Origin of the sequence: Mycobacterium sp. (assembly GCF_049673265.1) — a bacterium.
Taxonomy (GTDB): domain Bacteria; phylum Actinomycetota; class Actinomycetes; order Mycobacteriales; family Mycobacteriaceae; genus Mycobacterium.
Window position 1 is genome coordinate 1 of the sequence record NZ_JBATXN010000512.1, and the last position, 20341, is coordinate 20341.

Below are 20341 nucleotides of genomic sequence, written 5' to 3' on the forward strand. Positions count from 1 at the left end.
AGCTTCCGGTGCGGGCGGCGGAGGTGGCGCCGGCGCCTCGGGAGCCGGTGGTGGCGGCGGTGGCGGTGCTTCGGGAGCCGGCGCGGGCTGTTCGGGCGCGGGTTGTCCCGGCAGATGTTGGTCGCCCTGTCGCTGCGGGCTCGAGCCGGTCGAACCGGTCGATCCGGACGAGCCGGTCGACCCAGCCGCCGACGACGCCGGTCCGCCGGTATTGGGAGTTATCGGGATCGGCGGCAGGTTGAGCCGCTCCTGCGGGATATCCGGTGGCGGAACAGGTGGTTGACCGTTGATCCGCAGCGGACCCTTGGCGCTGTTGAGCAGCGTCGCCCAGCCGCCGTTGCCCAGGGTGGCCCCGATGCTGCAGGCAACCTGCCGGCTGCCCGCCGACCAACTCGGCAGCGACAGCGTGCTGTAGATCAGCGTCAGCGTGGTGCTGCGCAACTGCACCGGCGCGAGGTAGGCGTCCGTCAGCCGGGTGCAGGAGTCCTTGATGAAGGCGTCCTGCTCGGGCTCGGGAGGCAGCGCATCGGGGAACTTGGCGAGCAAGTTGACCGTGCCGGTGACCTCCATCGCGTGCGGGGCCGCGCAGTCGATCGGGATGTCCGTGGGTTGATTGGTCGCAGGGTCGATACCCAGGCAGGTGCCATCGGGCCACACCTTCGACTGGTCGACGTCGGAGACCTTGCCTTTGAAGGCGATCTGTTCGTTGCCCGTGCCCGGCAGCTGCAGACCACACAACATCCGTCGCTCGCCGGCCTGCCGCCATGCTTTATCGCCGGACCACAACATGCTGATGATGAACTTGCTGTTCGGGTCGAACTTGGCGCCCAGGTAGCGCCGCACAGCTGACTCGCACTGTTCCTGGCTGATCTGCTCGATGCGGGTGGCCGACGGCGGCGGGGCCTCGGGGCCGTATTCCGAACCGGGGAACGCGCGCATGTCGACGGACTCGGCGACTTCAAACCGGTGCTCGTCTTTGCAGTCGACGATGGTCGCGGCTTCGGGCATCCGATCCGGCCACATCAGGCAGTTGCCGCTGGCGGCGTGGTTGAACGCGTCGTTACCCTTCGAGCCCGTGCTGGGCACCGGGTCGATGTACCCGGTCAGCCGCCCGGGACCATTGCCGATCGGTAGCGCGGTGACAAGGCCGGCGATGAGCAGACCACCCAGAGCCGTCAGCAGCAACGCGCGCCGGGTGGCCGAGGCCTGCAGAGCGTCGAGCCACTCGACCCGCGGCAACCTGAGCCCCGGCCGGCTGGCCGGTGGCTCGTGCTGCTCGGATGCTTTCGACATTGGCTCTATTCTGACAGGCTCACCGGGTTCCGTGACAGCTGATGCAGAAGTAATGCATGTGGTTATTGCTGGCGGGCGCCTTCCGCGTAGGGTTCTAGGCCGTGATCGACCTGAAGCTGCTCCGCGAAAACCCCGACGCCGTACGCCGGTCCCAGACCAGCCGAGGCGAGGACCCGTCCTTGGTCGACACCCTGCTGGCAGCCGACACCGCCCGGCGCAGCGCGATCTCGACAGCCGACTCGTTGCGCGCGGACCAGAAGGCCGCCAGCAAGCAGGTGGGCGCGGCCTCGGCTGACGAGCGTCCGGCGAAGCTGGCGCGGGCCAAGGAGTTGGCCGAGGAGGTCAAGCGGGCAGAAGCCGAGCAGACCGAGGCCGAGGCGGCGTTCACAGCTGCGCACATGGCGATCTCGAACGTGATCATCGATGGCGTGCCGGCCGGCGGGGAGGATGACTACACCGTCCTGGACGTCGTCGGTGAGCCGGCTGCGATCGACGATCCAAAAGATCACCTGGAACTCGGCGAGGCGCTGGGTCTGATCGACATGGAACGCGGCGCCAAGGTGTCGGGTTCGCGGTTCTACTTTCTGACCGGCCGGGGGGCACTACTGCAACTGGGGCTGCTGCAGCTGGCGATCCGGCTGGCGGCCGACAACGGTTTCGTCCCGGTCATTCCGCCGGTGCTGGTGCGCCCGGAGGTGATGTCGGGCACCGGTTTCCTCGGTGCGCATGCCGACGAGGTGTACCGGGTGGAGGCCGACGACCTTTATCTCGTCGGCACCTCCGAGGTGCCGCTGGCCGGCTACCACGCCGACGAGATCCTCGATCTGTCCGGCGGGCCGCTGCGCTACGCCGGTTGGTCGTCGTGCTTTCGCCGCGAAGCGGGCAGTTATGGCAAGGACACCCGCGGCATCATCCGGGTGCATCAGTTCGACAAAGTTGAGGGTTTCGTCTACTGCACGCCGGCCGACGCCGAGGCCGAGCATCAGCGGCTGCTGGGCTGGCAGCGCGAGATGTTGGCCCATATCGAGGTGCCTTATCGGGTAATCGACGTGGCCGCAGGCGATCTCGGGTCGTCAGCGGCCCGCAAGTTCGACTGCGAGGCGTGGGTGCCGACCCAGCGCGCCTACCGCGAGCTGACGTCGACGTCGAACTGCACCACATTCCAAGCCCGCCGACTGGCCACCCGCTACCGCGACAGCGGCGGCAAGCCGCAGATTGCCGCGACGCTCAACGGCACGCTGGCCACCACCCGCTGGCTGGTGGCCATTTTGGAAAATCACCAACGGCCCGACGGCAGTGTGCGCGTTCCCGACGCGCTGGTGCCGTTCGTCGGTGTCGAGCTGCTGGAGCCTTAGCCGACGCTGGCGAAGGTGGGGCTGCCGGCCTCCAGCGGAACGCGAGCGGCACGCGCGGTGAAGCTGATCGCGTGATACCACCCGCACAGCATGGTGAGGTCGAGGATTTCGCGATCGTCGAACTCGCCTCGCAGTGCCTCCCACAGGGTGTTGTTGATGTCCCGGTGATCACAGAGCGCGTCGACGGCGCGAATCAACAGCCGATCCCGCTCGGTGGTCCAGCACGGATCTTCGGCGCTGCCGTGGGTCAGCGAGCCGATCTGGTCTCGATCGAGGCGCGCCTTCTCCGCGAAAAAGGCGACGTGCACACCCCATTCGTACTCACAGCCACAGCGAACACAGGTTCGGTCGATGACGATCTCGCGGTCACGAAGGGACAGCGACAACGCGCGGCTCAGCTCGTAGCCGCCCCAAGATGTCATAGCTTCGGCCATGGGTAGGTTTTTGGCCACGGTGCGAAACAGCGCGATCGGTGGCACTTTTGGCGGCATCATCTTCTGAAGCTGTGCGCCCGCGGCAGGCTCATAGGGTGGTTCGAGAGCGCCGATGCGAGGCGTTACTATTTCCGTAACCATGGAAAAGAAAGCTACGTTACGGAAACCGAAACGTCAATCGGCGGCACGACCCGGCCGTGCCGTCCGCGGATCAACAACTGGTCGTCCCCTGATGGCCGCGCTCGACCTCCTCGGTCGACGATGGTCATTACGGATGCTGTGGGAACTGCGCGACGGCCCGCTGGGAGCCAGGGCACTGCGCGAGCGCTGCGACGGCATGTCGCCCAGCGTCCTCTATGAGCGCCTTGGTGACCTGACGGGCGCTGGCCTCATCGTGCAGCGGAACGACCAGTGCTACGAGTTGAGCGAAGTGGGCCGGTCGCTCGGCAAGGCGCTCGTTCCGTTGGACCAGTGGGCGCATCACTGGGCGGAGGCAACGCGCAGCGGCGCTTAGGCGTCCACCGGCGTTGACGCCGTGGAAGTTTGGGCATGGCGCCGTTGCCGTTCGATGGTGGCGAAGTAGAACGCGAACGCGAACGCGAAACTGGTGAATAGGCTGGACACGAAGTACAGCCACGGCCGCCGTAGACCGCGGCGATAGCCGTCGACGATCGTAAATAGCGGCAGCAGAATCACATTGGCGATCGTGTAGTCCTGGCTCGCCGAGCTGGCGGCAGGGTTGGTGAACATCAGCCGGATGTAATCCGACCAGCTGCCCGGTCCCCAGATCGGGTTCGTCGCCCCGTGCGTGTACTGCTGCACGAAGTGGATGTTGAACCACCAGCCAAGCACCACAGAGGCGACGCCGACGATGTAGTACACCGCTTCCAGCGGCGACAACGATGGACCGCTGGACGGTCGGGCAAATACCTGTGGGTTCGACACGATGAGCCAACCGATGACCGAAAGCCCGAGTACTGCATGCACCAGAAGCGACACCATGGGCGCAGTCTCACCTCGTCGACAAGTTTTGTCAATATTGTCAGAACTTTGACTGGTAGGTTGCTGGCATGGTGAGGCCCGCGCAGACGGCGCGCAGCGAGCGCACGCGGGAAGCGCTGGTCCAGGCCGCGATGGTGCGGTTCCTGGGCCAGGGCGTCGAAGAGACGTCGGCCGAGCAGATAGCAGCCGACGCCGGAGTTTCGCTACGAACCTTCTATCGTCACTTCAGCTCCAAGCACGATCTGCTGTTTGCCGACTACACCGGGCTCACCTGGTTCCGAGCCGCGCTCGACGCACGGCCCGCCGACGAGCCGGTCATCGATTCGGTCCAGTCGGCCGTCTTTGCGTTTCCGTATGACGTTGAGGCCGTGGCGAAAATTGCCGCGTTGCGCAGCGGTGAGATCGACCCCGACCGCTTCGTCCGCCATATCCGGGATGTGCAGGCCGACTTTGCCGATGCCATTCAGGGGCAACTACAGCGCCGTAGACGCGCGTCAGACCAGTCGTCCGATGCGGCTCTGCGCATAACGGTGATCGCCCGGTGCATCGCGGCCGCGGTATTCGGGGCGATGGAGGCGTGGATGATCGGGGACGACCGGTCACTCGGCGAGTTGGCCAGGGTGAGCCACCTGGCGTTGGAGTCGTTGCGGGCCGGGATCGCCGATGCATGGCTGCCGAACTCAGTTTCGTCATAATTGACAAAACTTTGAGCGCATGCCAGCCTGCATTCCTGGAGGGCAGGACATGACTAGCTATGACGCGATCGTTATCGGCGCCGGCCACAACGGGCTGGCCGCCGCGGTGCTGCTGCAGAAGGCCGGGCTGCGCACGCTATGCCTGGAATCGAAGCTCTACGCCGGCGGCATGGCGTCCACCGTCGAGTTGTTCGACGGCTATCACTTCGAGATCGCCGGCTCGGTGCAATTCCCCACCGCGCCGGTGGTCCGCGAGCAACTCGGCCTGGACACGATTCCGACCATCGACTTGGACGTGATGTCGGTGGCGCTACGCGGCGTCGGTGACGATCCGTTGGTCCAGTACAGCGATCCGATCCAGCTGTTCACCCACCTCAACGAGGTGCATGGCGCCGACGCCGTCAACGGAATGGCCGGGTTGATGGGTTGGAGCCAGGCGCCGACGCGGGCATTGGGTCGTTTCGAGGCGGGTACACCGCCAAAGACAATCGACGAGATGTATGCCTGCGCCACAAATGAATTCGAGCGCTCGGCGATCGATGACATGTTGTTCGGCTCGGTCACCGATGTGCTGGACCGCTATCTGCCCGACCGCGAGAAGCACGGTGCGCTGCGCGGTTCGATGACTGTGTTGGCGGTCAACACCCTCTACCGCGGTCCTGCCACTCCAGGCAGCGCGGCCGCACTCGCCTTCGGGCTGGGTGTTCCCGAGGGCGACACCATGCAGATGAAGAAGCTGCGCGGCGGTATCGGCGCGCTCACTGCGCATCTGAGCGACTTGCTGACGCGCAGCGGCGGCGAGGTGCGGCTGCGTACCAAGGTCGCTGAGATCCTGGTCGTCGACGGTCGGGTCAGCGGCGTGCGCACCGAGGCAGGCGACACATTGACCGCCCCGATCGTCGTTTCCGGCATCGCACCCGACCTCACCGTGAACGAGTTGATCGACCCCGCGGTGGTGCCCGCCGATATCCGCGAACGCTACGCGCGAACCGATCACCGCGGAAGCTACCTTCAGATGCATTTCGCTCTGAAAGAGCAGCCCAACTTCGCCCCGCCTTACCAGGCGCTCAACGAGCCGGCCATGCAGGCCTCGATAGGACTGTTCTGCACACCGGAGGAAGTTCAGCTGCAGTGGGAGGACGCTCGGCGCGGGATCGTGCCGGCCGACCCGACGGTGGTGTTGCAGATCCCGTCGCAGAACGATCCCGACTTGGCGCCCGAGGGTAAGCACGCCGCATCAGCCTTCGCGCTGTGGTTCCCGATCGAGGGCGGCGCGGATTACGGTCAGGCCAAAATCGAGATGGGTCAACGGGTCATCGACAAGATCACCCGGTTGGCGCCGAATTTCGAAGCCAGCATCATCCGGCACACCACCTTCACGCCCAAGCACATGGGGGTGATGTTCGGCGCCCCGGGCGGCGACTACTGCCACGGGTTGCTCAACGCCAATCAGATCGGCCCGAATCGGCCTGGCCCGAAAGGCTTTCTCGGCCAGCCGATTCCGATCGAGGGGCTGTACCTGGGCAGTGCAGGATGTCACGGTGGGCCGGGAATCACGTTCATCCCGGGATATAACGCGGCCCAGCAAGCGCTGGCCGACGCCGCGCGCTGAGCAGGCGCGCGCTAGTGCTGCTGGTCCAGCAGCCGGTCCAGCAGCGCGGTGAACTTCTCCGGGTCGGCCGGCGTGAACGCAGGGCTCGGCCGGGTCCCCGGCACGTCCAGGGTGATCAGCGTCGACCGCAGCGGCCGCCGCACATCCAGCGGTAGCCAGCGGCGCAGGTCCGAGCTGCCCCAGAGGCGGAACCGGTGCATCAGCAGGCCCAGCGGTTCGGCCTTGTACCCGCGGATCCTGTCCAGTGCAATGATCTTCGAGGTGCCGGACGGAAAGTGGTAGCGGCGCAGCGTGATTGCCTCCCGGTCCAACTGGACCAGGCCATCATCGTAGCTCGCCGCGCTCATCGTCGGGAGCTCCGAAGCTCATGGCCCCGCGTGGTGAGGCAGCGGCCGTTCTCCAAATTCCACTGCCAACCGTGCAGGTTGCAGGTCAGCGTGCTGCCTTCGACCACGCCGAACTTGGACAGGTCGGCTTTCAGATGCGGGCATCGACGCTGAATCTCCCAGCCGTCCATGGTGATTGACGCGGTATCGTCGTGTGCCTCACCGAACCAGCCGTCGGCGTAGGCGATCCGCTCGTCGGTCAGGCATTTGAAGAACGTGTACAGGTATTCGTTGTAGCCACCGACCCGCCACGCCTTGAATCGGGTGGACAAGAAGATCGTGTTGACCCAGTCGGGCTCGTTGTCGCGCAGCACGGTGCGCACCAGTTCCGGTGGAATCGCAAAACCGTAGCGGAACTTCTCATCGGGAATCGCTTCCCGCACAGTGCGTTTCGGAAAGTCGAGCACCACCCTTTGCGGGCCGATCACCAGCTCGACGGGGTAGCCGATACCGTCGCAGATCTCGTCGCTGGCCAACATGATCGGCTCGAACACCGCCCGCAGCGGCTCCAGCAGCGAGTCGCCGGTGACAGGTGCCCAGCTGGCCTTCTCTGCCGCCAGCACCGGTTGCATACGGGCGGCGTAGTCGGCGATGTAGGCCGCCTTGCCGGTGGTGAAGATGGCCTCCACTTGATCGGTGGGCAGCGGGTGGCTAAGCGAGTTCAGTTGTGCACCGCAGAATTCAGCAGTCGACCCGGGCATCATCAACAGGCCGCGGTCGTGGCCGTGCGTGCGCATCTGGTCGAGGAACACCATCTGGTCGGGGAAAATGTTGGCGGGATCGCCGTGGTCGTCGTTGAGGTCGCGCAGCTCGGGATCCAGGAAACACGGTGGGCCGGCTGACGGAATCACCCACGTCGCGCCGACCTGTGCGACATATTGCCGCGCCCGGTCCATCTGGCGCTGCCGCTTTTGAGTGCCGAACGTCTCCTTGGCTCGCGCCGGCATGTCGTAGACCATCGGGTACCAGATCGCGCCGGAATACTGCAGCATGTGCACGTCGATGTCGCCAAAGTCGGCGTGCAGCACATCCAGATCGACCGGCCGGGCGTCGTTCATGTTGAACGCTGTCGTCACACCGTCGGAGACCACCAGTGCGGAATCGCCGATCGGGCCGTCGGCGGGCGCCCGCAGCGCGATGACCATGATGTCGAGGTCGCCCTTTGGCCCCGAGATCCGGTGCTTAACCGAGTCGGTGGTTTCGAAGAACCGGTGAAACCCCAGATTCTGCAACGCATCTTTCAAGTCGGGCACCGGATAATCCGGCAGCAACACCATGGCGTCCTTGTTGACGTGCGCAGTCAGCAACTTGGCGTCGAAGTGGTCCTTGTGCAGGTGTGAGACATACAGGTAGTCGCAGTTTCCCAGGCTGTCCCAGTCCAGCTGGCTGTTGTCCGGGAAGGGAAACCACGAGGCAAAGTAGGCCGGATTGACCCAGGGGTCGCACAGAATGCTGCCCGCCTGGGTCTCGATCCGAAAGCCAGCATGGCCGACGCTTGTAACCCGCATTTGCCGCCCAAGCCTAGCGGCGATCGTGAGGGCGGCTGGAAGCCGGGCGAAGCGGGTCGCCGCCATCAACCTAGCGGCGATCGTGAGGGCGGCTGGAAGCCGGGCGAAGCGGGTCGCCGCCATCAACCCAGCGGCGGAGCCGAGGGTACGACCCGACCTGTGGCAGCCGTCCAGCCGCAAACACTAGGGTGGTTGAGCGTGGAACCGGTATACGGGACGATCATCCAAATCGCCCGGTTGACGTGGCGATTGCAGGGTTTGCGTTTCATGCTCGACGGCGTAGAGAACGTGCCCACCACCGGCGGCGCCGTCATCGCCATCAACCACACCAGCTATTTCGACTTCACCTTCGCCGGGTTGCCCGCCTACAAGCAGGGGCTCGGGCGCAAAGTGCGGTTCATGGCCAAACAAGAGGTCTTCGATCACAAGATCACTGGGCCGATCATGCGCAAACTCCGGCACATCCCGGTGGACCGGGCCAGCGGCGCCGCGTCGTTTGACGCGGCCGTGCAGGCTCTCAAGGACGGTGAGCTGGTCGGCGTCTATCCCGAAGCGACGATCAGTCGCAGCTTCGAAATCAAGGAGTTCAAGTCCGGCGCCGCCCGGATGGCGATCGCCGCCGACGTGCCGATCGTTCCGCACATCGTGTGGGGTGCCCAGCGAATCTGGACCAAGGGCCATCCCAAGAAACTGCTGCGCCCGAAGGTGCCGATCGAGGTGGCGGTGGGCGAGCCGATCCTGCCGACGCTGCCAGCCCCCGACCTGACGGCGTTGCTGCATTCCCGAATGCAGCATCTGCTGGAGCAGGTGCAGGATTCGTACGGTCCGTATCCGGCGGGCGAGTTCTGGGTGCCGCACCGGCTGGGCGGCACCGCCCCCACGCTCGCGGAGGCGGCCCGGCTGGACGCCGAGGAAGCCAGCCGACGCGCAGCCGCCCGGGCCGCTCGCGGCCGCGCTGATCCGGCGAGCGCACCGGAGTAGCAGCATGGAGCCGGTTTTCCGAACTCTCGAGATCGCGGCTAAAGCCTTGGTCACAGCGACCGGCACCAAGATCACCTACCAAAACCTGGAAAACATCCCGCGGACCGGCGGGGCGGTGCTGGCAATCAACCACACCAGCTACGTGGACTGGCTGCCGGCCGCGCTTGCTGTGCATTACCGCGGGCGGCGCATCCGTTACATGATCAAGGCCGAGATGCAGCAGGTGAAGGTGGTCAACTTCTTGATCAGGCACACCAAGACCGTTCCGGTCAACCGCGGAGCCGGGGGCGAGGCCTACGCCGAGGCGGTGCGGTTGCTGCGCGCCGGCGAGGTGGTCGGCCTGATGCCGGAGGCGACGATCAGCCGCAGTTTCGAGCTCAAGGAGTTCAAGACCGGCGCAGCGCGGATGGCGCTGGAGGCCGGTGTCCCGATGATTCCGTTGATCGTGTGGGGTGCACAGCGGATCTGGACGAAGGACCACCCGCGGAATGTGGGCCGCAAAAAGATCCCGGTCATCGTCGCGGCGGGCAAGCCGTTGCCGGCCGACGGTGACGTCGAGCAGCTTGACGCGGCGCTCCGCGACGAAATGACGACGTTGTTGCATCGCGTCCAGGAGGAATATCCCCGCCCCGAAGGCGAGTTCTGGGTACCGCACCGGCTTGGCGGAAGCGCACCTACGGTAGCGGAGGCAAAGATTCTCCAGGACACTGAAGACAGCGAACGAAGGGCTAAGCGCCAACGGCGACGCGCCGAGCGCGGTCAGTAGCGCGGCGAGGGGCGCTCGGGGTGCGCGTCGGGGGCGAAGAAGCGGCGCCGAGTGGAACGAAAGGAGCTCCGATCATGGCAGAGCCGTTTTACCGATTCGGTGAGTGGATCGTGCCACCGGTCGTCGCGATGAACGGAACCAAGTTCACGTTCCAGGGCCTGGAAAACATTCCGCAGCGGGGCGGCGCGATACTTGCTCAGAACCACACCAGCTACCTGGACTGGCTTCCCCCGTTGTTCGCCGTGCGGGAACGGGGCCGGCGGATGTACTTCATGATCAAGGCCGAGATGGCCGACGTGAAGGCCGCGAACTACGTCATCAAGCACGCAAGGCTCATTCCGGTGGACCGCAAGCAGGGGCACGAAGCGTTCGAGGTAGCCGTGCAGCGGCTGCGTGATGGCCAACTCATCGGCATGCATCCCGAGGCCACCATCAGCCGCAGTTTCGAACTTCGCGAGTTCAAGACCGGGGCGGCCAGGATGGCCTTGGAGGCGCGGGTGCCGATAATCCCGATGGTCGTTTGGGGCGCCCACCGTATTTGGCCCAAAGATCACGAAAAAAAGGTGTTTCGCAACAAGGTCCCGATCACGGTGGCCGCCGGCCGTCCGCTGCCTCCGCGGGGCACCCCCGAACAGCTCAACGCCGCGCTCCGCGAAGTCATGAACGAGATGCTGTACCGGGTGCAAGAGGAGTATCCGCATCCGCCGGGCGAGTTCTGGGTGCCGCGGCGGTTGGGCGGCAGCGCACCAACCCGGGAACATTCCCAGCAGATCAGGTTCGCCGAATTGCAAGAGCGCCTTCATAAGCGCGGAACCGACGGCGTGACGCGGCCGGGGGAAACCCAGAGCGGAATACATTGATCGCTGGCTGCGAAGGCGGATCGGCCCAGTGACCCTGCCTGCCCTGATCGCCTGCGATGTGGACGGCACCCTGATCGCCGACGACGAGAGAATCTCTTCGCGCACGCGCGCGGCTGTGCGCGCAGCCGTCGAGGCCGGGGCCCAGTTCGTGCTGGCCACCGGCCGACCGCCGCGCTGGGTGCGGCGGGTGGTCGACGAGCTCGGGTTCGCGCCGATGGCGGTGTGCGCCAACGGCGCGGTGATCTACGACCCCGCCACCGACCGTGTGCTCTCGGCCCGAACGCTGTCCGCCGACACCCTCGGCGAACTCGCCGAGATCGCGACGCGCGCCATCCCGGGCGCCGGGTTGGCCGTTGAGCGGATCGGCCGCAGCGCGCACGATGCGGCGACGCCGCAGTTTGTCAGCTCGCCGGGCTATGAGCATGCCTGGCTCAATCCGGACAACACCGAAGTGTCCATCGAAGACCTGCTGAGCGCCCCTGCGGTGAAACTCCTGGTGCGCAAGGCCGGTGCCCGCAGCGGCGATATGGCCGCCGAGCTCGCTAAGCACGTCGGCCTCGAGGGCGACATCACCTTCTCCACCAACAATGGGCTGATCGAAATCGTGCCGTTGGGCATCAACAAGGCCACCGGTATCGCCGAACTCGCGCGCCCACTTGGCATTACCGATGATGACTGGGTTGCGTTCGGCGACATGCCCAACGATGTGCCGATGTTGTTGCGGGCGGGCCACGGGGTGGCGATGGGCAATGCGCATCCCGACGCGATAGCGGCCGCCAATGAGGTGACCACACCCAACACCGACGACGGGGTGGCGCGGGTGCTGGAACGCTGGTGGCTGTAGCGCTGTCGCCGCGAGCGTAACGCCACTGCGAATCCACGCCCGAAAAACCGCCGTGGCGTTACGCTGGCGATCTTTTCGCCGCTCAGTCCGCCGGATGGACCGGTGAAAACCGCTCGAGCTGCGTCGGTGGTCCGGTCGGCGGAGACGGCGGCAATTCCTCGACGACACCGTCGATCACCCGGCTGATGTGACCGCTGAGCCGGTCAAAGTCCAACGTGCCGTGCTGGAAATTCTGCTTAACCCATTGCGGCTCCTGCAACTCGCCGCTGGTCGGCAAGCCCAGAGCACCCCGCTCATAGCCGAGTGAGGCCCACGCGTCATAGATGGCTCCGGTCACGGGTTGCGCACCGGTGTCCGGCGACCAGTACATCGCGCCCTTGTCGAAAGTGGCATAGCGCGCCGAGCCTGCCCCGGTGGCTTCCGGTGATGTCGGCGCGCCCAGCACGCTGGTCAGCCCGCCCATCGACTGCCAGCGGTCATATATCGCGCCGCCCCGCAGCGCCATCGCCAGGTCTTCGGGGCTGGGCGGGCTATTGAAATGAGCTGCGGTGTCCCGGATTTCGTCGAGAAGCCCATAGCCGACGTTGCCCGGACAGTCGGTGGCGCCGACGTCGCGGTGGCTGAAAATAGTCGGCAGCGTCGCCGTGGCATCGACAGGAACGTTGGTGTCGGGTCCGCCGGCCGAGGCCAAGGTGACTGTTCCCTTGGGGTTGACATGGTCCAGGCCGAGCCGCCAGCCGAGCAGTCGCCCGACCGTGTGCAGCTGGATGGGCGTAGGCGCGACGTCATCGAAGTTGCCAATCATCGCCACACCCCACGCCTCGCGGTTGAAGCCGCCGGTGTGGTCGCCCTGCACCGGCCCGGTGAGTGCACCTGCTCTGCCCTCGAACACCTGGCCGTACTTGTCGACCAGTGCGTTGTAGGCAATGTCGCACCAGCCCAGAATCTGGGTGTGGTAGGCGTAAATCGATTGGACGATCGCAGCCGAGTCCTGCGGCTGGTAGTCGTTGCTCTCGCCGGTGTGGTGAACGACCGCGGCGCGGATGGGCTCGTCGAATGGCCGGTTTCCGCAGCGCACCAATTCATCGGCGCCCCATTGCGCGCGACCGATGATGCTGGGTGGTTGACCCGCCGCGATGACGGCGGTGGGCGCCGTCCACTGGGTGTCGGCCGGCGCCTGCGGCGGGGAAATAAGGACAGCTGAAATGTTTTGCGCCAGCGGTTGTCCAACGGTGGCCGGCAGGTAGCCCAGCTCGGTCGTGGTCGGCGTCGAGCCCTTCGGCGGCACAGTCGGCGCCGCGCCGGGGGGTCGGCTGATCGCGATCTGAACGGTCGTGGTCTTACCCACGAACACCGGATCGGTTCCGGATCGCCCGGGTGCCGACCCTTGGCCGCCCGGGCCCGGCAGCGCCTCGGCCTCATGCGTTTCATGCCATGGCCCCCACGAGCCGTCGGCATGGCGTGCGCGTATCCGCGCCGACGTGCCGCTGAGGTCGCCGCCGGCCAGCCCCACCATGGAAAACGGTGTGCTTTGGCTGACTTCGCGGACCGTTACGCCACCGCCGACCCCGACCAACGGTTGTTGGGTGAGCTGAGTATCGCCGGCGCGGGCCGCCTGATGGTGCTGGTCGCGATGCCCGGGGGACTCGACCGCCCACGGCACGATGACGGCTGTCGCCGCGATGGCGGTGAGCAACATCGTCGGTGCGGGACGGCGGGGCGGCACCACCCGATGTTACGTATGTGTCTGATGTTACAGATGGTTCGACACGCTACATAACTGAACTATGTCTGGTGCCGTTTCGGGTGGTCGTCCCGACGCCGGGGTCTCCGATCAGGGTGTCGGCACCGGTGGTGCCGCTACCGGGAGAGCCGGCACCGCAGCGGCCGGTGCAGCAGCGGCTGGTGCCGCCGCAGCCGCAGCCGCAGCCGGGTTGGCACCTTGCATTGCTTGCGTGATCCCCGGCATCATCACGCCCTTGAGCAGGTCGATGACCTGACCGGCGCCCAGCTGGTTGGCAGCGCTCATCAAGTCGCTGACCAGCCCGCCGCTGCCGCCGCCGCTTGCGCCGGCCGCCGGCGCAGCGCCGAGCGAGGGATCGCCGAGGATCGGATACGTGCCGCCGGCACCGGGGTCCAATCCGATCGGGTCGCTGATCGGGTATTCGCCCGGATTCGGCAGAGCACCAGAAGAAGGGGCGAAACCGGCCGGGCTGGTCAGCCCAGGCGTCAAGCCGCCGGGGCTGGTCAGAGCCGGGCTAGTCAACGACGGGTCAGTCAGGCCCGGGGTCGTTCCCGGTGTGACGCCGGGGGTCGTGCCTGGGGTCAGGCCCGCAGTAGCGCCCGGAGTCAGGCCTGCAGTCGCGCCAGGGGTGGTCGCCCCCGGAGTGGTCAAACCCGGTGTGGCCGCACCCGGAATGGCCGCACCCGGAGTCGTCAGACCGGGAGTGGTCAGGCCCGGCGTCGTGAGACCCGGGGTCGTGAGACCCGGCGAGGTCAGGCCCGGTGACGTGAGACCCGGTGACGTCAGGCCCGGTGCGGTGAGACCCGGCGAGGTCAGGCCCGGTGAGGTGAGGCCCGGTGAGGTGAGACCCGGCGAGGTCAGGCCGGGGCTGGTGGCACCGGTCAGGCTAGGCACCGGCGGAAGGTTCACCCCGAACTGGGACAGCCCTTGGGACAACGCGGACATCAATTCGCCGGGCAGGTCGGTCATCCCCGCGGCACGGACGAACTCGCGGTGCTGCGGTGCCGGCTTGGTGTCGGCTGACAAGTTGCACACGGCAACGTAAGCAAAAGGACTCGCGACCGCCAGAGCGGCGACTGCGCTCATGGCTGTCGAGAGCCTGCGTCGACGTCGGTTCGGCACGGAAGTCTCCTCAATCTGGACCATGTGGTCTGGCGTTTCATGCCTGCTTAAGGGCGGGCAAGGTGCCTGAGAGGCGATACTCGGGGCACGTGATCGATGGTACTGACGTGAATGGTGTGGCTAGTGTGACGAGATCGAATCGTGAGCCAATCGCGACCTTCGTCACTGAAAATGCGCTCAATCGTGCGGCGGGGCGCTGGTATTCGCGTTGTGAACGCAGAACACCCCGCGCCAACGCCGCCGCCAAGCGGGCTACGGTCGCGCAGTCGGATACCCTAGGCAACCGATGACCACTCGTTTCGACCTCTTCGTCGTCGGCTCCGGATTCTTCGGCCTGACGATTGCCGAGCGCGTGGCAAGCCAACTCGACAAGCGCGTGCTCGTCGTCGAAAAGCGCCCGCATATCGGCGGAAACGCCTATTCGGAGGCCGAGCCGCAGACCGGCATCGAGGTGCACAAGTACGGCGCGCACCTCTTCCACACCTCCAACAAGCGGGTGTGGGATTACGTGCGGCAGTTCACCGAGTTCACCGGTTACCAGCATCGGGTCTTCGCGCTGCACGACGGGCAGGCCTACCAATTCCCCATGGGGCTGGGGCTGGTTTCCCAGTTCTTCGGCCGCTACTTCAGCCCCGACGAGGCGCGGCAGCTGATCGCCGAGCAGGCCGCCGAAATCAAGTCGGAAGATGCCCAGAACCTCGAAGAGAAGGCGATCTCGCTGATCGGCCGTCCGTTGTACGAGGCGTTCGTCAAGGGCTACACCGCCAAGCAGTGGCAGACCGATCCCAAGGAGCTGCCCGCGGCCAACATCACCCGGTTGCCGGTGCGCTACACCTTCGACAACCGCTACTTCAACGACACCTACGAGGGTCTGCCTGTCAACGGCTACACGGCCTGGTGTAAGAACATGGCCGCCGACGAGCGCATCGAGGTCAGGCTGGATACCGACTGGTTCGACGTCCGCGACGAACTACGCGCCGCCAATCCGGACGCTCCGGTGGTCTACACCGGCCCGCTGGATCGCTACTTCAACTACGCGGACGGTCACTTAGGGTGGCGCACACTGGATTTCGAGGTCGAAGTGCTGCCGACTGGAGATTTCCAGGGCACGCCGGTGATGAACTACAACGACCTCGAGGTGCCCTACACCCGCATTCACGAGTTCCGCCATTTCCACCCTGAACGGGACTACCCGACCGACAAGACGGTGATCATGCGGGAGTACTCCCGATTCGCCGAGCACGACGACGAGCCCTATTACCCGATCAACACCGAGGCCGACCGCACCGTGCTTGCGGCCTACCGGGCCAGGGCCAAAGATGAAACCGCTTCATCGAAGTTACTTTTCGGCGGGCGGCTCGGCACCTACCAATATCTCGACATGCACATGGCCATCGCCAGCGCGCTGAACATGTACGACAACACGCTGGCGCCGCACCTGCGCGACGGCGCCTCGCTGGACGAAAACAACAAAGGAAGCATTCGCGGATGAGCAAAACCACCGCCGACGATGCAAGCCAAGCCGCGACCCGGCAATCCGGTAAGGCCGTGAGCCTGCTGGCCCGCGTCATCATGCCGCGTCCGGGTGAGCCCCTCGACGTGCGCAAGCTTTACCTGGAGGAGTCGAAGACCAATTCCCGGCGCGCGCACGCCAGCGACCGCACCTCGCTGCAGATCGGCCCCGAATCCGAGGTGTCGTTCGCCACCTACTTCAATGCGTTTCCGGCCAGTTATTGGCGGCGGTGGACGACGTGCACATCCGTGGTGCTGCACGCCGAATTGACCGGCACAGGCCGTGTCGACGTCTACCGCACCAAGGCCACCGGCGCCCGGATCTTCGTCGAAGGACGCAAATTCGACGGCACCGATAGCAAGCCGGCGAGCATCGAATTGCAGGTTGGACTGGAGCCATTCGAAGACGGAGGGTGGATCTGGTTCGACATCACCACCGACACAGAGGTGACGCTGCACGGTGCCGGCTGGTATTCCGACCAGCCCGCACCGGGTGTCGCAAACGTTGCGATCGGGATCCCAACCTTCAACCGGCCGAACGACTGCGTCAACGCACTGCGCGAGCTCACCGCAGATCCATTGGTGGACAAGGTGATCGGTGCAGTGATTGTGCCAGACCAAGGCACCAAGAAGGTGCGCGATCACCCCGATTTCGCCGCTGTAGCTGCACCACTGGGTGATCGGCTTTCCATTCACGACCAGCCCAACCTCGGCGGCTCCGGCGGATACAGCCGGGTGATGTATGAGGCACTGAAAAACACTGACTGTCAGCAGATCCTGTTCATGGATGACGATATTCAGCTGCAGTCGGACACCATTCTGCGCATCCTCGCGATGCACCGCTTCGCCAAGGCGCCGATGCTGGTCGGCGGCCAGATGCTCAACCTGCAGGAGCCGTCGCACCTGCACATCATGGGCGAGATGGTCGACCGGGAGAACTTCATGTGGACCGCGGCGCCGTATACCGAATACGATCACGACTTTGCCGAATATCCGTTGAGCGACAACAACGGTCGCAGCCAACTGCTGCACCGGCGCATCGACGTCGACTACAACGGCTGGTGGACGTGCATGATCCCGCGGCAGGTCGCCGAGGAGCTGGGCCAGCCGTTGCCCCTGTTCATCAAATGGGACGACGCCGATTACGGGCTGCGCGCCGCCGAGCACGGCTACCCCACCGCCACGTTGCCTGGCGCGGCGATCTGGCACATGGCCTGGAGCGACAAGGACGACGCGATCGACTGGCAGGCCTATTTCCACCTGCGCAACCGGCTGGTGGTCGCCGCGATGCACTGGAATGGTGACGTGTCCGGACTGGTGCGAAGCCATCTCAAGGCGACACTGAAACACCTTTCCTGCCTTGAATATTCGACAGTGGCCATCCAAAACAAAGCGATTGACGATTTCCTCGCCGGTCCAGAGCACATCTTCTCGATACTGGAATCCGCGCTGCCCGAGGTGCACCGGATGCGCAAGGCCTACCCCGATGCTGTGGTGTTGCCGTCGTCCGACGAATTGCCCGCGCCGTCGCAGCGCAACCGTGAGATGAAGCCGCCGGTGCATCCACTGACTGTGGGGTATCGGCTGCTGCGTGGCACGCTGCACCAGCTCAAGCAGGCAGACCCGGCGCATCATCGGCGGCCGCAGTTGAACGTGCCGACCCAAGACGCCCGGTGGTTTCGGCTGTGCACGCTCGACGGCGCCACCGTCACGACGGCTGACGGCCGCGGTGCCGTTTACCGGCAGCGCGACCGAGCCAAGATGTTTGCGTTGCTGTGGCAGTCGCTGCGCCGCCAGCGGCAACTGTTGAGTCGTTTCGACGAGATGCGCCGTGTCTATCGCCAGGCGCTGCCGGTGCTCTCCAGCAAGGAGAAGTGGGAGACGGTGCTACTGGAGGCCCCCTCGGCCCCGTCGGCCCGAGACAATGTGTCTGGCAATGGCCGACATCGCGCCTGATTCGGCGCCGCCGCAAGGTGAAGTGGCTGCGCTGGTAGCGATTCAATCGGCGTTGGGCAGCCGTCCCGGTGCGTTGGCGGCCGCGCGGGCGCTATCGCATTTCGGTGAGCACAGCATCGGCTGGTTGGCGGTGTCGGTGATCGGCGCGATCTTGCAACCGGCGCGGCGGCGAGCCTGGCTGCTGGCCGGCGTCGGGGCGTTCTCCGCGCACGCGGCCGCCGTGCTGATCAAGCGACTGGTGCGCCGCCCGCGGCCGCATCATCCTGCGGTCGCGGTCAACGTCGGCACGCCCAGCAAGTTGAGCTTCCCGTCGGCGCACGCCACCTCGACGACGGCGGCGTCCATCCTGCTGGCCCGTGTCACCGGAGCGCCGCTGCCTGTCATGCTGGTTCCACCGATGGCACTCTCGCGGGTGCTGCTCGGCGTGCACTATCCCAGCGACGTGGCTACCGGCGTGGTCGTCGGCGCCATAGTCGCAGCGGCCGTGGAAAGGGCAGCCGTTCGAATCGATGGGCGGCTGACAGGAACGGGCAAATGAGCCGCGCCGGCGACGATGCAGAGCGCAGCGATGCTGAGGAGTGGCGCAGATGAGTGAAGAGATCAAAGATGAAGCGCCAGTGACCGGACCGCCGGCAAACCTGGTCGTAGGCCTGTTCAAGGCGGTCCGCCCGCGCCAATGGGTGAAGAACGTGCTCGTGCTACTCGCGCCATTGGCCGCGTTGGGCACCGATGTCCGCTACAACTACGCCGACGTGCTGGGCAAAGAGGCCATCGCGTTCGTGGTGTTCAGCCTGGCCGCCTCGTCGATTTACCTGATCAACGACGTGCAGGATGTCGAGGCCGACCGCGAGCACCCCACCAAGCGGTTCCGGCCCATCGCCGCCGGCGTGGTGCCCGAATGGCTGGCATATGTCATGGCGGCGGTGCTCGGGGTGGCTTCGCTCGTCGTCTCCTGGTGGCTGACCCCGAACCTGGCGCTGGTGATCGCTGTCTACCTCGGTATGCAGTTGGCGTATTGCTTCGGCCTCAAACACCAAGCGGTGATCGACATCTGCATCCTCTCGTCGGCGTATTTGATCCGCGCCATCGGCGGGGGTGTGGCCGCCGGTATCTATCTGTCGCAATGGTTTTTGCTGGGAATTGCGTTCGCGTCGCTGTTCATGGGCGCCGGGAAGCGCTATGCCGAGCTGCAACTGGCCGAGCGCACCGGCGCCAAGATCCGCAAATCGCTCGAGAGCTACACCGGCACCTACCTTCGGTTTGTCTGGACGATGTCGGCCACCGCGCTGGTGGTGTGTTACGGGCTGTGGGCGTTCGAGCGGGACCGCTATTCAGGCAACTGGTTCGCGGTCTCGATGATTCCGTTCACGATCGCGATCCTGCGGTACGCGGTCGACGTCGACGGCGGTCTGGCCGGCGAGCCCGAAGACATCGCGTTGCGCGACCGGGTGCTGCAGTTGCTGTTCGTGGCCTGGATCGGAACCATAGGTGCTGCGGTTATCCTCGGCTGACGTGGCGGGCAAGATCCCCGTGCCGTCTCGCGGGCCGGTGCTGCGGGCAGTAGGCCGGCCGGCGTTTCGGTACGACACCACGGTGCGGGTCAGCCTCTGGGTGAGCGTGGTCGCGGTCGCGGTGTTGTTCGGGTGGGGTGCCTGGCAGCGGCGCTGGATCGCCGACGACGGGTTGATCGTCCTGCGGACCGTGCGAAACCTGTTGGCGGGCAACGGCCCGGTGTTCAACGCGGGCGAGCGGGTAGAAGCCAACACCTCGGTGGTGTGGACCTATCTGGTCTATCTCGGAGGCTGGCTGAGCTGGCCGATGCGCCTGGAGTATGTGGCACTGGCGCTGGCTCTGCTGCTCAGCGTGGCGGGGTTGGCGATGCTGATGTTGGGCGCCGGCCGGCTGTTCGCACCCGGGCTGCTGGGCCGACGGGCGGTCATGCTGCCGGCCGGTGCGCTGGTGTACCTCGCGGTGCCGCCGGCGCGCGACTTCGCTACCTCCGGCCTGGAAAGCGGGCTGGTGATGGCCTATCTCGGGCTGCTCTGGTGGATGATGGTCTGCTGGTCGCAAGCGATGCGGGTGCGCCCGTCCGGGCCCGTCTTCATCGGCACCCTGGCCTGTGTCGCCGGGTGCAGTGTGTTGGTGCGCCCCGAGTTGGCGCTCATCGGCGGCCTGGCGCTGATCATGATGCTGATCGCCGCCAAGGGCTGGCGGCGCCGAGTGCTGATCGTGGTGGCCGGTGGGCTGCTTCCGGTGGGCTACCAGATTTTC

19 protein-coding genes and 1 pseudogene are annotated in these 20341 nt (G+C 65.7%); 13 read left to right on the plus strand and 7 right to left on the minus strand.

The annotated features are described in order from the left end of the window. Positions 1-1293 (minus strand): septum formation family protein (locus WBF82_RS17610; protein ID WP_424384248.1); only part of this gene is annotated, 1293 nt, incomplete at its 3' end. 101 nt (positions 1294-1394) lie between these two features. Here WBF82_RS17610 and serS point away from each other — a divergent pair. Further along, positions 1395-2648, plus strand: coding sequence for a serine--tRNA ligase (gene serS / locus WBF82_RS17615; RefSeq protein WP_424384249.1), 1254 nt, complete (start codon positions 1395-1397; stop codon positions 2646-2648). Here serS and WBF82_RS17620 read toward each other — a convergent pair. Next, positions 2645-3142: a carboxymuconolactone decarboxylase family protein gene (locus WBF82_RS17620; RefSeq protein ID WP_424384250.1), complete on the minus strand. Its 498-nt coding sequence runs from the start codon at positions 3140-3142 to the stop codon at positions 2645-2647. The two genes, serS and WBF82_RS17620, sit on opposite strands and share 4 nt — an antisense overlap. A gap of 172 nt (positions 3143-3314) precedes the next feature. Here WBF82_RS17620 and WBF82_RS17625 point away from each other — a divergent pair, with 172 nt between their 5' ends. After that, positions 3315-3596, plus strand: a complete 282-nt coding sequence (locus WBF82_RS17625) for a winged helix-turn-helix transcriptional regulator (RefSeq protein WP_424384251.1) — start codon at positions 3315-3317, stop codon at positions 3594-3596. Here WBF82_RS17625 and WBF82_RS17630 read toward each other — a convergent pair. Beyond that, positions 3593-4084, minus strand: coding sequence for a DUF2834 domain-containing protein (locus WBF82_RS17630; RefSeq protein ID WP_424384252.1), 492 nt, complete (start codon positions 4082-4084; stop codon positions 3593-3595). The two genes, WBF82_RS17625 and WBF82_RS17630, sit on opposite strands and share 4 nt — an antisense overlap. Before the next feature lie 68 nt (positions 4085-4152). Here WBF82_RS17630 and WBF82_RS17635 point away from each other — a divergent pair, with 68 nt between their 5' ends. Further along, positions 4153-4779, plus strand: coding sequence for a TetR/AcrR family transcriptional regulator (locus tag WBF82_RS17635; protein WP_424384253.1), 627 nt, complete (start codon positions 4153-4155; stop codon positions 4777-4779). Between the two features lie 49 nt (positions 4780-4828). Next, positions 4829-6391: a phytoene desaturase family protein gene (locus tag WBF82_RS17640; protein ID WP_424384254.1), complete on the plus strand. Its 1563-nt coding sequence runs from the start codon at positions 4829-4831 to the stop codon at positions 6389-6391. Between the two features lie 11 nt (positions 6392-6402). On the opposite strand, the gene WBF82_RS17645 is transcribed toward WBF82_RS17640, so the two are convergent. Then, positions 6403-6738, minus strand: coding sequence for a hypothetical protein (locus WBF82_RS17645; protein ID WP_424384255.1), 336 nt, complete (start codon positions 6736-6738; stop codon positions 6403-6405). Continuing rightward, complete coding sequence (locus tag WBF82_RS17650; protein WP_424384256.1) at positions 6735-8285, minus strand: Rieske 2Fe-2S domain-containing protein; 1551 nt, start codon at positions 8283-8285, stop codon at positions 6735-6737. The genes WBF82_RS17645 and WBF82_RS17650 overlap by 4 nt, the downstream gene beginning before the upstream one ends. 198 nt (positions 8286-8483) lie before the next feature. Between WBF82_RS17650 and WBF82_RS17655 the strand changes: the two genes are divergently transcribed. The 4 genes from WBF82_RS17655 (at position 8484) to WBF82_RS17670 (ending at position 11736) form a co-directional block, all read left to right on the plus strand. Further along, positions 8484-9266 carry a lysophospholipid acyltransferase family protein gene (locus WBF82_RS17655; protein WP_424384257.1) on the plus strand — a complete coding sequence of 261 codons (783 nt, stop codon included), beginning with the start codon at positions 8484-8486 and terminating at the stop codon, positions 9264-9266. Positions 9267-9270: 4 nt separating this feature from the next. Next, positions 9271-10032 carry a lysophospholipid acyltransferase family protein gene (locus WBF82_RS17660; protein ID WP_424384258.1) on the plus strand — a complete coding sequence of 254 codons (762 nt, stop codon included), beginning with the start codon at positions 9271-9273 and terminating at the stop codon, positions 10030-10032. Positions 10033-10106: 74 nt separating this feature from the next. Beyond that, the gene (locus WBF82_RS17665; RefSeq protein ID WP_424384259.1) at positions 10107-10892 is read left to right on the plus strand and encodes a lysophospholipid acyltransferase family protein; all 786 of its coding nucleotides are present in this window, start codon (positions 10107-10109) and stop codon (positions 10890-10892) included. A gap of 28 nt (positions 10893-10920) precedes the next feature. Continuing rightward, positions 10921-11736: an HAD family hydrolase gene (locus WBF82_RS17670; RefSeq protein WP_424384260.1), complete on the plus strand. Its 816-nt coding sequence runs from the start codon at positions 10921-10923 to the stop codon at positions 11734-11736. 82 nt (positions 11737-11818) lie between these two features. Here WBF82_RS17670 and WBF82_RS17675 read toward each other — a convergent pair whose 3' ends face one another. Then, complete coding sequence (locus WBF82_RS17675) at positions 11819-13462, minus strand: N-acetylmuramoyl-L-alanine amidase (RefSeq protein ID WP_424384261.1); 1644 nt, start codon at positions 13460-13462, stop codon at positions 11819-11821. A gap of 108 nt (positions 13463-13570) precedes the next feature. Continuing rightward, a complete protein-coding gene (locus tag WBF82_RS17680) occupies positions 13571-14602 on the minus strand; it encodes a hypothetical protein (RefSeq protein WP_424384262.1) in 1032 nt (343 codons plus the stop codon). Between the two features lie 286 nt (positions 14603-14888). Between WBF82_RS17680 and glf the strand changes: the two genes are divergently transcribed. From glf to WBF82_RS17705, 5 genes and pseudogenes are all read left to right on the plus strand, one after another. After that, positions 14889-16094 carry a UDP-galactopyranose mutase gene (gene glf / locus WBF82_RS17685; protein ID WP_424384263.1) on the plus strand — a complete coding sequence of 402 codons (1206 nt, stop codon included), beginning with the start codon at positions 14889-14891 and terminating at the stop codon, positions 16092-16094. After that, on the plus strand, positions 16091-18070 hold the full coding sequence (locus WBF82_RS17690; protein ID WP_424384264.1) for a glycosyltransferase: 1980 nt from the start codon (positions 16091-16093) through the stop codon (positions 18068-18070). Before glf ends, WBF82_RS17690 begins: the two co-directional genes overlap by 4 nt. After that, positions 18051-18608, plus strand: coding sequence for a phosphatase PAP2 family protein (locus WBF82_RS17695; RefSeq protein WP_424384265.1), 558 nt, complete (start codon positions 18051-18053; stop codon positions 18606-18608). Before WBF82_RS17690 ends, WBF82_RS17695 begins: the two co-directional genes overlap by 20 nt. Before the next feature lie 49 nt (positions 18609-18657). Continuing rightward, positions 18658-19581, plus strand: coding sequence for a decaprenyl-phosphate phosphoribosyltransferase (locus WBF82_RS17700; protein ID WP_424384266.1), 924 nt, complete (start codon positions 18658-18660; stop codon positions 19579-19581). A 1-nt stretch (position 19582) separates the two neighbouring features. After that, positions 19583-20341 (plus strand): annotated as a pseudogene (locus tag WBF82_RS17705) (hypothetical protein); the annotation flags it as partial.

Excerpts from the sequence above, each read along its gene's own strand:
- WBF82_RS17620 (WP_424384250.1), bottom strand. The coding sequence starts at position 3,142 with ATGATGCCGCCAAAAGTGCCACCGATCGCGCTGTTTCGCACCGTGGCC.
- WBF82_RS17625 (WP_424384251.1), top strand. The coding sequence starts at position 3,315 with ATGGCCGCGCTCGACCTCCTCGGTCGACGATGGTCATTACGGATGCTG.
- WBF82_RS17630 (WP_424384252.1), bottom strand. The coding sequence starts at position 4,084 with ATGGTGTCGCTTCTGGTGCATGCAGTACTCGGGCTTTCGGTCATCGGT.
- WBF82_RS17635 (WP_424384253.1), top strand. The coding sequence starts at position 4,153 with ATGGTGAGGCCCGCGCAGACGGCGCGCAGCGAGCGCACGCGGGAAGCG.
- WBF82_RS17640 (WP_424384254.1), top strand. The coding sequence starts at position 4,829 with ATGACTAGCTATGACGCGATCGTTATCGGCGCCGGCCACAACGGGCTG.
- WBF82_RS17645 (WP_424384255.1), bottom strand. The coding sequence starts at position 6,738 with ATGAGCGCGGCGAGCTACGATGATGGCCTGGTCCAGTTGGACCGGGAG.
- WBF82_RS17650 (WP_424384256.1), bottom strand. The coding sequence starts at position 8,285 with ATGCGGGTTACAAGCGTCGGCCATGCTGGCTTTCGGATCGAGACCCAG.
- WBF82_RS17660 (WP_424384258.1), top strand. The coding sequence starts at position 9,271 with ATGGAGCCGGTTTTCCGAACTCTCGAGATCGCGGCTAAAGCCTTGGTC.
- WBF82_RS17665 (WP_424384259.1), top strand. The coding sequence starts at position 10,107 with ATGGCAGAGCCGTTTTACCGATTCGGTGAGTGGATCGTGCCACCGGTC.
- glf (WP_424384263.1), top strand. The coding sequence starts at position 14,889 with ATGACCACTCGTTTCGACCTCTTCGTCGTCGGCTCCGGATTCTTCGGC.
- WBF82_RS17690 (WP_424384264.1), top strand. The coding sequence starts at position 16,091 with ATGAGCAAAACCACCGCCGACGATGCAAGCCAAGCCGCGACCCGGCAA.
- WBF82_RS17695 (WP_424384265.1), top strand. The coding sequence starts at position 18,051 with ATGGCCGACATCGCGCCTGATTCGGCGCCGCCGCAAGGTGAAGTGGCT.
- WBF82_RS17700 (WP_424384266.1), top strand. The coding sequence starts at position 18,658 with ATGAGTGAAGAGATCAAAGATGAAGCGCCAGTGACCGGACCGCCGGCA.